Raw genomic sequence first — 14640 nt, 5'->3', positions numbered from 1 at the left:
AAAGACGAACTGAATTGGTTCGGAATTTATGAATAAAAAACTATTGCCAACAACGTGTATAATTAATTGCGGCTGAATTTCCTCTCGGAAATTCAATCTTATTAATTATCTTTCGGTTACGGCGGTAAAATCTTGCTGATTTTTCCCGCAACTAATCATACACAAAACCGACAAGCGTAACAGATATTTCCAGTAATTATTTTTCAAAATCTTTTCAATACAAGTATTCTAGTATTTAATTACATTTGCACTCGCAAAAACAATACTAAATGAAAGCTGGAATTGTAGGATTACCAAACGTCGGGAAATCAACCTTATTTAACTGTTTATCTAATGCCAAAGCGCAAAGTGCAAACTTTCCGTTTTGTACCATAGAACCTAATATTGGTGTGGTCAATGTGCCAGATTCAAGATTGGCCAAATTAGAAGAACTAGTAAATCCAGAAAAGGTGATTCCTGCAACGGTAGAAATCGTTGATATTGCGGGTTTGGTAAAAGGAGCAAGTAAAGGAGAAGGTTTGGGTAATCAGTTCTTAGCAAATATTAGAGAAACCGATGCCATTCTGCATGTGTTGCGTTGTTTTGATAATGACAATATTGTTCACGTTGATGGTTCTGTAGATCCTATTAGAGATAAGGAAACTATTGACATGGAGCTTCAGCTTAAAGATTTAGAAACCACTGAGAAAAAGCTAGATAAAGTTAAACGTGCGGCTAAAACTGGTAATAAAGAAGCCCAAGCCGAGGAAGCTGTATTACTTAAAATAAAAGAAGGTTTGGAGTCTGGGAGTTCTGTCCGTGCTTTAGACTTCTCAGATGAAGCTTATGCCGATTATGTTAAGCCATTGCAATTTATTACAGACAAGCCAGTCATGTACGTATGTAACGTAGATGAAGGTGCTGCAACTACTGGAAATGCATACGTAGAAGAGGTGAGAGCAGCTGTTAAAAATGAAGATGCTGAGGTATTGGTATTAGCGGTTGGTACAGAAGCGGATATTAATGAATTAGAAGACTACGAAGAGCGCCAAATGTTCTTAGAAGATATTGGTTTAGATGAGCCAGGATCGGCAAAACTAATTAGAGCGGCTTACACGCTCTTAAATCAGCAAACCTATTTTACAGCTGGACAAAAAGAAGTTCGTGCTTGGACCGTAAGCGTTGGTGCAACGGCACCACAAGCAGCAGGAGTGATCCATACCGATTTTGAAAAAGGCTTTATTAGAGCTGAGGTGATTGCTTACAACGATTATGTGTCGTTTGGTAGTGAAGCTAAGGTAAAGGAAGCTGGTAAAATGCGCGTTGAAGGGAAGGCTTACATCGTTAAGGATGGTGATGTCATGCATTTCTTATTTAACGTCTAAATTCCATTTTTACAAAGGTCATTGTGACACTTTTTATTTTTTGGGGTCTTATACTCTAAACTAACTCCATGCCACAAATCATTGTAAAGACGGAAATAGATGCCAACATTGATACTTGTTTTGATTTGGCACGCGATGTGGGCTTCTACTACAATACTTTAGAAAAATCTACTGAAATTCCTATAGGTGGAAAGACCACAGGTCTTATGGAAGCAGGTGACTATGTCACTTGGGAAACCAATCACCTGAGTCTCATGCAACACCTTACCCTTAAAGTTACCGAGTTTGAAAAACCCATTCTCTTTGTAGACGAAATGGTATGTGGTGAATTTAAGACCTACAGACACGAGCACATTTTTGAAGTTGAGAACGATAAAACCATCATGACTGACAAGTTTCAGTTTCAGTCGCCTTATGGTATCCTCGGGAAATTGGTGGATTGGGTCTTTTTAAAGCGTCATTTCAAAAAGCTTATTGTTACACGTAACAAGGCTCTAAGATTGCAAGCGGAAACTATGATGCAGGATTAGACATCCTATTTTTCAAGAAGATTTATTTGTAGCTATTTCAGGAAGTAGTAGTTTCACCTCGTGAAATTAAAATCAACCTTAATTTACGGCGTTTTACTTGGTATTCTAGGTATCGTACTGTTTTCGTCTAAAGCCGTTATGGTAAAGCTGGCTTATAATTACAATATCGATGTCTTGAGTATGCTATTTTTACGTATGCTGTTTGCGTTTCCGTTTTATGTGGTTATTGCTTACTATTACCGTAATGAAGCTAAAGAAGATACGACGCGTAACGATTTGGTTTGGCTCGTCTTTTTTGGGGTTATAGGCTATTACCTTGCGAGTTATTTCGATTTTGTTGGGCTCACTTATATCAAGGCGAGTTTAGAGCGTATCATACTATTCATTTACCCAACTATCGTTTTGCTGTTTAATAAATGGTTTTTAAAACGGCACATTACCAACAATCAAAAGCTCGCTATTCTAATTACTTATGTTGGCATCCTCGTTACTTTTGGTAGTGAAGTGCAACTCTCAGGAAATCATGCCTATTTAGGCGGCTTCTTTGTGCTACTTAGTGCTATTACCTATGCATCGTATTTGGTAGGTAGTGGTTGGCTGATACCTAAATTTGGCGTCATGCGTTTCACGGCTTACGCCATGTTAGTCTCTTGTCTGTGTGTATTTGTGCATTATGGCCTGTTCTCTCGTGTAGATATTTACAACTATCCTTGGCAAGTCTATGTGCTTGGATTAGGTATAGCAGTTTTTGCAACTGTGATTCCGTCATTTCTGGTGTCTATATCCATTAAGATGATCAGTTCTTCTAATTTTGCAGTGATTGCTGGTATTGGTCCAATTTCAACAATTATCCTTGCGGTTTTGTTTTTAGATGAGCGTTTAACCTTGGTACAAATCTTAGGAACTATTGTTGTGATTTTTGGGATTTTATTGGTTTCAAAAAGCAAATCTTAATAAGCTTTCAGGTCTTTATTGGTAGGTATTTACAGAATATTGAGGTTCTCAACAATATTCCTAATGTATTGTTAATTACTTTAGTGAAACTGTGTTTCATTTTTTAAGGTATAGTCTTATATTAGCCTTCTATCAAAAATTTTGTCCTAATTTATTTCTATGGCTGAACAGTCTAACTATACTGAAGATAATATACGCTCACTCGATTGGAAAGAACACATCAGAATGCGGCCTGGTATGTATATCGGAAAATTGGGAGATGGATCATCTCCAGATGATGGTATTTACATTCTTCTAAAAGAGGTTCTCGATAACTCTATTGATGAGTTTGTAATGGGAGCTGGTAAGACTATAGAGATTTCAATTCAAGGCGAACGCGTTATTGTACGCGACTATGGTCGTGGTATTCCGCTTGGTAAGGTTGTAGACGTTGTGTCTAAGATGAATACTGGTGGTAAGTACGATTCTAAAGCCTTTAAAAAGTCTGTAGGTTTAAATGGTGTTGGTACCAAAGCGGTGAATGCTTTATCGACTTATTTTAGAGTAGAGTCGACTAGAGATGGAAAATCAGCTTCTGCAGAATTTGAATTAGGGGAATTAAAGGATCAAGAATTTTTAGATGACACCTCACGTAGAAAAGGAACCAAGGTTACCTTTGTGCCAGATAATAACATCTTTAAAAACTATAAGTATCGTAATGAGTATGTGGTTAAGATGCTTAAAAACTACGTGTATCTTAACCCTGGATTGACAATTGTCTTTAATGGTGAAAAGTACTTTAGCGAGAATGGTTTAAAGGATTTATTGTCTGAAAATATAAATGATAGCGATTTACTATATCCAATCATTCACTTAAGAGGCGATGATATTGAAGTAGCCATTACGCACAGTAAAATCCAGTATAGTGAAGAATACCACTCTTTTGTTAATGGACAGAATACCACGCAAGGTGGTACGCATTTAGCAGCTTTTAGAGAATCTTTGGTAAGAACGGTTAGAGAATTCTACGGCAAGAACTACGATGCGTCAGATATTAGAAAATCCGTAGTGGCAGCGATTGCCATTAAAGTGATGGAACCCGTTTTTGAAAGTCAGACCAAGACAAAGTTAGGTTCTACAGATATGGGAGGTGATTTACCAACGGTAAGAACTTATATCAATGACTTTATAAAAACCTATCTCGATAATTTCTTACATAAAAATCCAGATACCGCTGAGAAGATTCAGCGTAAAATTTTACAGGCAGAACGTGAGCGTAAGGAATTATCAGGTATTAGAAAGCTGGCAAAAGAACGCGCTAAGAAGGCCAGTCTTCACAATAAAAAATTACGCGATTGTCGTATTCACTTTGGTGATACTAAAAAAGATGGGTATTTAGATACCACACTGTTTATCACAGAAGGAGATTCGGCATCAGGAAGTATTACAAAGTCCAGAGACGTTAATACCCAAGCGGTATTTAGTTTAAAGGGAAAGCCTTTAAATTCTTATGGCTTAAGTAAGAAGATTGTTTATGAGAATGAGGAATTTAATCTTTTACAAGCAGCTCTAAATATTGAAGAGAGTATAGAAGACTTGCGATATAACAATATTGTAATTGCAACAGATGCCGATGTAGATGGTATGCACATTCGCTTATTGTTAATTACTTTCTTTTTACAATTCTTTCCAGAGGTAATTAAAGAAGGGCATCTATACATTTTGCAGACACCACTGTTTAGAGTTAGGAATAAAAAAGAAACTATTTATTGTTACTCGGACGAAGAACGTCGCAATGCGATTGAAAAATTAAAACCAAAACCAGAGATAACACGATTTAAAGGTTTGGGTGAGATTTCACCAGATGAATTTCAACACTTTATTGGTGAGGATATGCGCTTAGATCCTGTAATGTTAGATAAGGACATGTCTATTGAGGAGCTCTTGTCTTTCTATATGGGTAAAAATACACCATCGCGCCAAGAATTCATTATCGAAAACCTTAAGGTAGAACTTGATATAGTTGAGGATAACGTATGAGAATAGACAATAGAAAAGTAAAAAATACTGTTGTTTCTATCTATTTTATACTCATTGTATTCGGAATCTTGTTAGCAACTGTATTTAAATCCTTTGAGTTTTTAACGGAAAGTACCTTCTTTGTTTTTTTTGGGTTATTTGTTGCATTGGTATTGCTTCATTCCATTGCTGGGTATTTTGAGTATGACAGTGATGGCGCCAAAATAATCGTACTTTACAAAGGGCTTATTCTTACTGAATACGTTAATTACAGGGAGAAAAAAATTGAAATATCAAGAAAGGACCTGGTAGGGTTTAAGATTAATAATTATATCCTTTGTAAATCGCTAGTGATTCTTCACAGAACTTACAACGATATAAAAGTTAAAGAGCGCTTTAATGTTACGCTGGTTAATTCAAAGAAGCTTACATATGTGAAGCAATCACTGAGTAAAACCATAAAACAAAACAGAAAACTTATAGAAAAAGCTTAGATGGAAGAAGAACATGAAGATATAATAAACGATGACACTGCTGGTCAGGAGACCATAACCAAGGTTACAGGTATGTACAAGGATTGGTTCTTGGATTATGCCTCGTATGTAATCTTAGAACGTGCTGTACCAGCCATCGAAGATGGTTTTAAGCCTGTGCAGCGTCGTATTATGCATTCCATGAAGGATTTGGATGATGGTCGTTATAACAAGGTGGCTAATATTGTTGGTCATACCATGCAGTACCATCCGCATGGTGATGCTAGTATTGCAGATGCTATGGTGCAGATTGGTCAGAAAGATTTGTTGATTGACACCCAAGGGAACTGGGGAAATATCCTTACTGGAGACCGAGCTGCTGCCTCACGTTACATTGAAGCACGACTATCTAAGTTTGCCTTAGATGTCGTTTATAATCCTAAAATTACAGAATGGCAAGCCTCTTACGATGGTAGACGCAAGGAGCCTATTAATTTGCCGGTAATGTTCCCTTTACTATTGGCTCAAGGTGGAGAAGGTATTGCTGTAGGTTTATCAACTAAGATATTACCTCATAACTTTATTGAATTAATTGATGCTTCCATAAAGCATTTAAAAGGGAAACGATTTACCATATTGCCTGATTTCCCTACTGCTGGGATAGCGGATATTACCAACTATAATGATGGTATGCGCGGAGGAAAGGTTAGAGTAAGAGCCAAAATTTCACAACGCGATAAAAATACTTTGGCGATTACTCAGATTCCTTTCGGGACTACCACATCGTCACTAATTGATTCTATATTAAAAGCCAATGATAAAGGTAAAATTAAGATTAAACGTATCGAAGATAATACGGCTGCTGAGGTTGAGATCTTAATACACTTGCCTTCAGGTTTATCGCCAGATAAAACCATCGATGCTTTGTATGCATTTACGAATTGCGAGACATCAATTTCACCTTTAGGTTGTGTTATTGAAGATAACAAGCCGTTTTTTGTTGGTGTTTCTGAAATGCTACGACGCTCTACTGATAATACAGTTCAATTATTAAAGCAAGAGTTAGAGATTAAGCTCGGTGAGTTTGAAGAACAGTGGCATTTTGCGTCTTTGGAGCGCATCTTTATTGAGAATCGTATCTATCGTGACATTGAAGAGGAAGAGACTTGGGAAGGTGTTATAAAAGCTATTGATAAAGGGCTTCAACCGCATATTAAGCATTTAAAGCGTGCCGTTATCGAAGCTGATATTGTACGTTTAACTGAAATACGAATTAAGCGTATCTCTAAGTTTGATATTGATAAAGCGCAACAGAAGATTGATGCCTTAGAAGATCAAATTGCAGAGGTAAAGCATAATTTGGAACATCTCATTGATTACGCTATTGCTTATTTCGAAAGGCTTAAGAAGGATTATGGTGAAGGAAAAGAGCGTAAAACAGAATTAAGAGTTTTTGAAGATGTAGATGCGACAAAGGTTGTAATAAGAAATACAAAGCTCTACGTTAATAGAGAAGAAGGCTTTATTGGTACATCCTTGCGACGCGATGAGTATGTTTGCGATTGTAGTGATATAGATGATATTATTGTATTTACCAAAGAAGGTAAGATGATGATTACCAAAGTCGACTCTAAGACCTTTATTGGTAAGAATATCATCCATGTTGCGGTCTTTAAGAAAAAGGACAAGCGTACAATCTACAATATGATTTACCGTGATGGTAAAGGCGGATCGTCTTATGTGAAACGCTTTGCGGTTACGAGTATCACTAGAGATCGTGAGTACGACCTAACAAATGGTAACAAAGGCTCTGTTATATGGTATTTCTCTGCGAATCCTAATGGTGAGGCAGAAGTGGTTACTGTTTTATTACGACAAGTTGGAAGCATTAAAAAATTGAAGTGGGATCTTGATTTTGCTGATATCCTTATAAAAGGACGCTCGTCTAAAGGGAATTTGGTTACCAAGTATTCTGTTAAGCGTGTTGAGCTTAAAGAAAAAGGGGTGTCTACCTTAAAGCCGCGTAAGATTTGGTTTGATGATGCTGTGCAGCGACTTAACGTTGATGAAAGGGGGCAACTGATTGGTGAATTTAGAGGTGAAGACCGATTACTTGTGATCACCCAATCCGGAATTGTCAAAACTATTATTCCAGAATTGACCACGCATTTTGATAGCGATATGATTGTGTTAGAAAAATGGATTCCTAAAAAACCGATTTCTGCAATTTACTACGATGGTGAAAAAGAACGGTATTATGTAAAGCGTTTTTTAATAGAACAAGAGGGTAAAGAAGAATCTTTCATTTCGAGTCATCCAGATTCTCAATTAGAAATTGTATCCACTGATTGGAGGCCAATGGCAGATGTAGAATTTACTAAAGAACGCGGAAAAGACCGAAAACCAAACATGCAAGTTGATCTTGAACAATTTATTTCAGTTAAGGGTGTTAATGCTCTTGGAAATCAATTAACTAGAGAAAAAATAAATCAAATTAATTTAATGGATCCGTTGCCATTTGAGACGCCAGAAGAAGTTCATGCTGATGAGTTAGAAGTTGTGGGCGAAGAGACAGTTTCTGTTGACCTTGATGTTAATCCTGCTGCACCAGAGATTTCAAAACCAAGTTCTGATGCTACTCCAGAAAACAATGAATCTGACGATGCTCAAGATCCTGATGTTAATGATCAGGGACAGGCTACACTGTTTTAAGTGTGTGAATAGTGTATTAAAAAAAAGGTGGAAATACTAAATTACGCTTATTTTTAGTTTTAAAGTTAAAAACACAACAAATAAAGAAAATGCAATAGCAAAGTAAAGATATCCTTTAAGGATAGCTATTACTGAATTTTCGAAAAACTCGTTATGTGATAAGTGTGCTCTTTCTTTTATTAGCATAAAGTCTATTAGAATTAAAAAGGCTAGTCCTAAGAATTGCATAGTTGGATTATGGTTAGTTAATTTTCTTATGGGATTGGAAAAACCAATCTTTACAGCAATTGAAATCATTAAAGCGATACTCCTTAATACGAGGGTGCGATTTGTGTAAGGGTGTAAGTTCTTAGTTATGTCAATAGTGGTTGATATGGATTCAACTTAGAAAATAAAGCCTATGATTAATACTTGCGCGGTGGCTTGAGGTAAGTACCTAATATCTATGGGTTTAAACCCTTCTTCGTCGTGAGATGGAGTTTTAACTTTTTCTCTAATTTCCTTAGTGTTTTTGTAGTTCAAAAATAGGCTGCCAAAGCATAAAATTAAAGTCAGTCAATATGTAGCAATTTTGATCCAGTCTGCTGTATGAGTTAAAAGACTCACTTAGGGTCAATAAAAACCATTCATAAAACAGGAGTGTAATGCGTTTGTTATAGTTAATACTAAACCTATATTGGTCGCTTTATGTCTTTGATGTTGTTCTGTAAGTTTATTAGCAGCTATGGATGCGAAAACAATATTATCAATAGCAATATACTTTCTAGAAACGTCTTGGTCAGTAACGCTGTGAAAGCATCAGATGTTAATAAAAGTTTAGCTTTGTTCTTAGTTTACCTTATAAGCAACCCCTCTTTCTGCTCTTTCGGGTTTGTTAGATTTTTTTACAGCAAGCTTATATTCAAAGGTGTAAGATTTATCACTTTCAGTTGATAAGATTTTCATATGAATGTCATCCTTCTCGGCATTTGTTTTAGGATTGATGGTTTTAAGAATGAATTCACAGTCATTAATCCAGCGCACTGATGACGAATCGATTTTACCTTCATAAAAATTAATATTTAAAGAATCGGTTCGGATAAAACGAGCGGTTTTAGTGACTCCGTCAATGGTGTAGTTAAATGTAAACTCTCCTGTTTTAAAATCTGTGCAATTGCGCTCTACCTCATAGCATCCTAATAATGCGAAAGCTAATAAAAGCAAATAAATGTGTTTCATATCTAATTTTATACAAAGATAAATATTAGAGTCATTGGTTAGGGGAGGTAAGACTTGAAAGTACCATCTTTATAAAAAATTACAATTTTATCAATTTCTGAATTGGATTGAGGCACGGATTGGTATAGATTATTTTTAGGTTGTCCTAAATTTGAATCTGGAGTGTCTGAAATAGAAGCAGGGGTGTTTGGAAAGTTTCCTTTTCCATTAATTAGCCAATAGAGTTCAACTTCAGGATAGGAGTGTAATATCTTCATTACAAAATCCAAACTTGGTTTATTTCTACCTGATAAAATGTGTGAGATGCTTGAGCGTTGCACGCCAATTTTCTCAGCAAAACTTGATGCTGTTTCATCGTAAAAATCAATGACTTTTTGAAGTCGTTTTGTGAAATCAACCGAGTTTATCATTGTAAACTATTAATTTAATCTAATAATGCTACAAATGTAAACTATAGTATTGAGAAATGCTATTATTTAAATTAAAACAAGGGTATTTAATTAAATATATAGTTTTAATTATATACTTTAAGATACTAATAATTAAACTTTTAAAAATAAATATTTGTTCTATTTGATTATTCTCTAGCGCTTTATTTTTATTTGGTGGTTATAGTTGTCGTTTTTGTAAACATTTGTAACAATTTATACGGTACAGGTTGTTTACATTTGTAAAACACTAAATGATTACATTTGTAATCGATTAAAATTTAATCATGCTTTTAGAACAGCTTAACAGCCTTTATTCTTTATTAAAATCCCCTAACATTTTTGGGCGATATGTTACGAATTCAGATATTAAAAAGTGCTTCGTTCATTATCCAAAGTCACTTATTTCTGTAATTGGAAATTCTGAAGAAGGTCGATCCATCTATAGAGTAAAAATTGGTACAGGTGCAAAAAGGGTTTTATTATGGTCTCAGATGCATGGTAATGAATCTACAACAACCAAAGCCCTTATAGACTGCATAAATCTATTTCTAACCAATAATGTCTTGCCAAATACAATTTTAAGTAAATGCACCTTACTTATAATTCCAATATTGAATCCGGATGGCGCAGAGCGTTATACGAGATTGAATGTTAATAAGATTGATTTAAATAGAGATGCAAAGGATTTATCACAATCTGAAAGTAGAGTTTTGCGTAAGGTTTATGATGATTTCACACCAGATTTTTGTTTTAACCTTCATGGTCAACGAACCATATATAATGTAGGCGATACAAATAAATCATCGATTTTATCATTTTTATCGCCATCTCAGGATGTTGAAAGAACGATAACGTGGAATAGAAAACTTGCTATGAAAGTTATTAGCGAGCTTAATACCACACTGCAAGCAGAGATTCCAGGATGCATAGCCCGCTATGCTGACACTTTTAATATAAATTGTGTGGGTGATATGTTTCAATCCTTAGATACACCAACATTATTATATGAAGCTGGGCATTATCCAAACGATTACAGTAGGGAAGAGGTGAGGCGACTTATGTTCTTGGCAATAATAAAAGCCTTATTAGTTATTTCTGATGAAATTGATGCATCTTCTTACAAAGACTATTTTAAAATTCCAGAAAATAACAAGAAGTTTTATGATGTCATTATTAGAAATGCTAGATTGGAACTATATTCGAAGACCATTTTAGACATTGGAATTTTGTATCGTGAAGAACTAAAAAACAAAGAAATAGAATTTATTCCAGTCATAGAATCCATAGCGAAATTGGATGGTAATTTTGGTCATCGCGAAATTGATGCAAAAGGAGGATTGGTTATTGCGACAGAAAATTCTGATATAAAAGTTACTAACGAAATCGATTTCGTATTCATAAATAATGAAAAAATCTCACTAAAATCTTAAGATTCGTCGATTTATATGCATATTTCTTAAATTAAATACTTTAATTTTGCATATAATTTAATAAAATCGATTTATGGCAAAGTTTAAATTAGACGAAATAGACCACCAAATTTTGGATATGCTTATTGATAATACGCGTATCCCATTTACCGATATTGCAAAAAAATTACTTATTTCTGCAGGAACTGTTCACGTTCGTGTAAAGAAAATGGAGGAGGCGGGAATTATCAAAGGATCTTCATTAACCTTAGATTATAAAAAATTAGGTTACTCTTTTATAGCGTATGTGGGTGTTTTTCTTCAAAATACATCACAGACGAAATTTGTTTTGGAGCGTATTACTGAAATACCTTATGTAACGGTTGCCCATATTACTACAGGAAAGTTCAACATCTTTTGTAAGATAAGAGCTAAGGATACAATGCATGCAAAAGATATTATTTTTCAACTAGACGACATCGACGGTGTATACAGAACCGAAACAATGATTTCATTAGAAGAAAGTATTAACGATAAAAAGCGTTTAATGCACACTATCTTTAATGAGCTGTAATCATTAAATAATAAATTATATTAGCCCTTAATTGTAAATTAAGGGCTTTTTTATTTTAAAACGTTTTATACTAAATGATATCAGACCGACTAAGTAGTTCAGAATTTAATCCATATTACAAAGGGTACATTAATAATGCCGCAGATGAAGACATTGTAAAAGGTTTAAGACAAAATATTGTAAAATGTGTAGAGTTTTATGGCAACATCCATGACGAAAAGCATGATTACGCCTATGCGGAAGGAAAATGGACAGTAAAAGAAGTTTTATTACATGTTATAGATACAGAGCGCATTTTTGCTTATAGAGCCTTACGAATTTCTAGAAATGATGCAACACCAATGGCTGGATTTGAACAAGATGATTATGTTCTTAATTCGGATACAACTAAGCGTTCATTAGAAAGCTTGATTGGAGAATATAAAACAGTCCGAGCAGCATCAATTTCGCTTTTTGAAAGTATTAGTCAAGACAATTTAATGAATATTGGTACAGCGAGTAATTCCCCGATATCAGTAAGGGCAATAGGTTATATTTTGACAGGTCATGAAAATCATCATAACCGAATTTTAGAAGAACGCTACCTTTAATTTAAATTGAGGCTATTGTAGTAAGCAAATGCTTCAATAATAGTCTCATTACTCACTTCACAATCTATCTTAGGTTGACCTATGGCTTCTAATAAAACAAATTTAACAACTCCATAGCTATTTTTTTTGTCGTGCTTTAAGAAGCGGATGATTACTTCTTGATCGTCTTGAGGGATAATAACTTTAGAAAAGGTTTTTAAAATGCCACTCGAAATTTCAGTTAGGTCTTCATTGCTCAAGCCTAATTGTTTATGAGATATATAACTTTCTAATATCATACCTATGGCAATTGCCTCTCCATGAAGTAATGGAGTTTTATCAGCATTTCCCAAAAAGTAACTTTCAATAGCATGACCTAGAGTGTGACCAAAATTCAATATTTTTCTTAAGCCTGATTCTTTAGGGTCTTCGGTTACGACCTTGTTTTTTATGACTATTGAATCATATATTAGACCATCTAAATCAGATAGTTTTAAATTTTCAAAATTGATAAGGCTTTGCCAGTACGATTTAGCATAAATTAAGCCATGCTTTAGCATTTCTGCATAACCTGAAACCATATGGTTAGAAGGTAAGGTCTCAAGAAATGAGGTGTCCACAAGGACCATACTACCTTCACTGATAACACCTACCTGATTTTTTAAAACTCCTAAATCTACACCAGTTTTTCCGCCAACAGAGGCATCTACCATTGCTAACAATGAAGTTGGTACATTAATGTAGTCTATTCCTCTCATGTAAGTACTTGCAACAAAGCCCCCTAGATCAGTGACAACACCACCACCTAGATTAATTAAAAGACTTTTACGATCTGCATGATATTCTGAAAGTGCTTCCCAAACACCTGTACAAATATCTATGGTCTTATGGTCTTCACCTTCAGGTATTTCCATAACTTCAACCACAATATCACCTGATTCTAATTTTGCTAAAAACTTAGGTAAACAAAGATCGTGTGTATTGGTGTCTACAAGAATAAAAATACTTGAAGGATTTGTTGATTTAATGTAGGTGTTCAGCTCAGTGTAAACCACCTCATTAAAGTGTATAATTGCATTTTTTGTAGTTATAGAAGTCATATTCGTAAAATGGCCAAATTTTGTAATCAAAAATACTTCCTTTTTAGAGAAAAAAGTATCCTGGGGATTAAATATATTTGCAATATAATTTGAAAAAATGATTGATAAATCTCTTTTTGAAAATACCCAAACGGCATTTTCACTTAAATCTGACTCGGAGCTAGAGCGGGCCTACTTCCTTTTTAAAATGATTTCGTCACAACCTCTTGTAAGAATAGGAACGGCAGCAACAAATTTTGCTTTAAAAGCAAACTTGCCTGTTGAGGGATTGATCAGATCTACAGTTTTTGATCACTTCTGTGGTGGGGGTAATGAGGAAGACTGCTTACCTGTAATTGAAAAGCTTTACAATAAAGGGGTGAGTTCTGTGCTAGATTATTCGGTGGAAGGCAAGGAAACTGAAGAGCAATTTGACAATGCCTTAGAAAAAACGATTAAGATTCTTCAGTTCTGCGAGGAAAAGGATGAAATGCCTATTATAGTTTTTAAGCCAACTGGATTTGGAAGATTTCTTTTATATCAAAAAAAGACAGAAGGAGAGGCGCTTACAGTGAATGAGCAAAAAGAATGGGATAGGGTTGTAGAACGCTTTAATGAAGTCTGCAAGCTAGCTAAGGAAAAAGACGTTGAAGTTTTAATTGATGGTGAAGAAAGTTGGATGCAAGATGCTGCGGACGAATTAGTCGAAGCGATGATGCGCAAGTATAATACGGAGAAGGCCATTGTTTATAACACCTTACAATGCTATCGTTGGGATAGAATAGATTATCTTAAATCATTACATGGACGTGCTAAACGTGATGGTTTTAAGATTGGGATGAAAATTGTACGTGGTGCTTACATGGAAAAGGAACGAGCTAGAGCAGAGTCAAAGGGATATAAATCACCAATTTGTATGGATAAGCAAGCATCTGATGATAATTTTGATACAGCCTTAGCATATATTCTCAATAATCTGGGTGATATCTCAATTTTTATTGGTACACATAATGAACAGAGTTGTTATCTGGCGATGGAAATGATGAAGCGTCTCAATATCGCAAAGGAGAATAATAATGTTTGGTTCGGACAATTATACGGTATGAGTGATCATATCAGTTTTAATTTAGCTTCAAAAGGTTATAATGTTGCCAAGTATGTGCCTTTTGGTCCAGTAAAAGATGTTATGCCTTATCTTATTAGACGAGCGGAAGAAAATACTTCTGTAGCCGGTCAAACCAGTCGGGAATTATCTTTGCTTAAAACGGAGATAAATCGCCGTAAACTATAATGCCCTATCATTTTTGATAAGGCATTACTAGAAAGTTA

Annotated in this window: 13 protein-coding genes; 10 read left to right on the top strand and 3 right to left on the bottom strand. The window is 35.0% G+C overall.

Translation table 11 applies throughout. The features are described 5' to 3' along the window. Window positions 1–269: 269 nt before the first annotated feature. From ychF to HRU49_RS12010, 6 genes are all read left to right on the top strand, one after another. The gene (ychF, locus tag HRU49_RS12035; protein WP_296357491.1) at window positions 270–1364 is read left to right on the top strand and encodes a redox-regulated ATPase YchF; all 1095 of its coding nucleotides are present in this window, start codon (window positions 270–272) and stop codon (window positions 1362–1364) included. 68 nt (window positions 1365–1432) lie between these two features. Then, a complete protein-coding gene (locus HRU49_RS12030; RefSeq protein WP_296357489.1) occupies window positions 1433–1894 on the top strand; it encodes an SRPBCC family protein in 462 nt (153 codons plus the stop codon). A 60-nt stretch (window positions 1895–1954) separates the two neighbouring features. After that, window positions 1955–2848, top strand: coding sequence for a DMT family transporter (locus HRU49_RS12025; protein WP_296357487.1), 894 nt, complete (start codon window positions 1955–1957; stop codon window positions 2846–2848). 159 nt (window positions 2849–3007) lie between these two features. Then, window positions 3008–4867, top strand: a complete 1860-nt coding sequence (locus tag HRU49_RS12020; RefSeq protein WP_296357485.1) for a DNA topoisomerase IV subunit B — start codon at window positions 3008–3010, stop codon at window positions 4865–4867. Further along, on the top strand, window positions 4864–5340 hold the full coding sequence (locus HRU49_RS12015; RefSeq protein ID WP_296357483.1) for a hypothetical protein: 477 nt from the start codon (window positions 4864–4866) through the stop codon (window positions 5338–5340). The genes HRU49_RS12020 and HRU49_RS12015 overlap by 4 nt, the downstream gene beginning before the upstream one ends. After that, on the top strand, window positions 5341–8031 hold the full coding sequence (locus HRU49_RS12010) for a DNA gyrase/topoisomerase IV subunit A (protein ID WP_296357482.1): 2691 nt from the start codon (window positions 5341–5343) through the stop codon (window positions 8029–8031). A gap of 828 nt (window positions 8032–8859) precedes the next feature. Here HRU49_RS12010 and HRU49_RS12005 read toward each other — a convergent pair. Next, window positions 8860–9249 carry a hypothetical protein gene (locus HRU49_RS12005; RefSeq protein WP_296357479.1) on the bottom strand — a complete coding sequence of 130 codons (390 nt, stop codon included), beginning with the start codon at window positions 9247–9249 and terminating at the stop codon, window positions 8860–8862. A gap of 38 nt (window positions 9250–9287) precedes the next feature. After that, the gene (locus HRU49_RS12000) at window positions 9288–9659 is read right to left on the bottom strand and encodes a helix-turn-helix transcriptional regulator (protein WP_296357477.1); all 372 of its coding nucleotides are present in this window, start codon (window positions 9657–9659) and stop codon (window positions 9288–9290) included. A 305-nt stretch (window positions 9660–9964) separates the two neighbouring features. On the opposite strand from HRU49_RS12000, the gene HRU49_RS11995 reads away from it, so the two are divergent. The 3 genes from HRU49_RS11995 (at window position 9965) to HRU49_RS11985 (ending at window position 12253) form a co-directional block, all read left to right on the top strand. Next, window positions 9965–11110: a M14 family zinc carboxypeptidase gene (locus HRU49_RS11995; RefSeq protein WP_296357476.1), complete on the top strand. Its 1146-nt coding sequence runs from the start codon at window positions 9965–9967 to the stop codon at window positions 11108–11110. Between the two features lie 73 nt (window positions 11111–11183). Then, complete coding sequence (locus tag HRU49_RS11990; RefSeq protein WP_296357473.1) at window positions 11184–11663, top strand: winged helix-turn-helix transcriptional regulator; 480 nt, start codon at window positions 11184–11186, stop codon at window positions 11661–11663. Window positions 11664–11737: 74 nt separating this feature from the next. After that, window positions 11738–12253, top strand: coding sequence for a DinB family protein (locus HRU49_RS11985; RefSeq protein ID WP_296357472.1), 516 nt, complete (start codon window positions 11738–11740; stop codon window positions 12251–12253). On the opposite strand, the gene aroB is transcribed toward HRU49_RS11985, so the two are convergent. Continuing rightward, entirely contained in the window at window positions 12250–13332 is a 1083-nt protein-coding gene (gene aroB / locus HRU49_RS11980) for a 3-dehydroquinate synthase (RefSeq protein WP_296357493.1), read from the bottom strand. The genes HRU49_RS11985 and aroB overlap by 4 nt on opposite strands. Window positions 13333–13429: 97 nt before the next feature. On the opposite strand from aroB, the gene HRU49_RS11975 reads away from it, so the two are divergent. Then, the gene (locus HRU49_RS11975; protein WP_296357470.1) at window positions 13430–14602 is read left to right on the top strand and encodes a proline dehydrogenase family protein; all 1173 of its coding nucleotides are present in this window, start codon (window positions 13430–13432) and stop codon (window positions 14600–14602) included. Window positions 14603–14640: the final 38 nt, after the last annotated feature.

This window comes from Winogradskyella sp. (genome assembly GCF_013213975.1).
Classification (GTDB): domain Bacteria; phylum Bacteroidota; class Bacteroidia; order Flavobacteriales; family Flavobacteriaceae; genus Winogradskyella.
The sequence above is the reverse complement of the archived record's forward strand: the minus strand, read 5'-3'. Positions and strand labels throughout refer to the sequence as shown.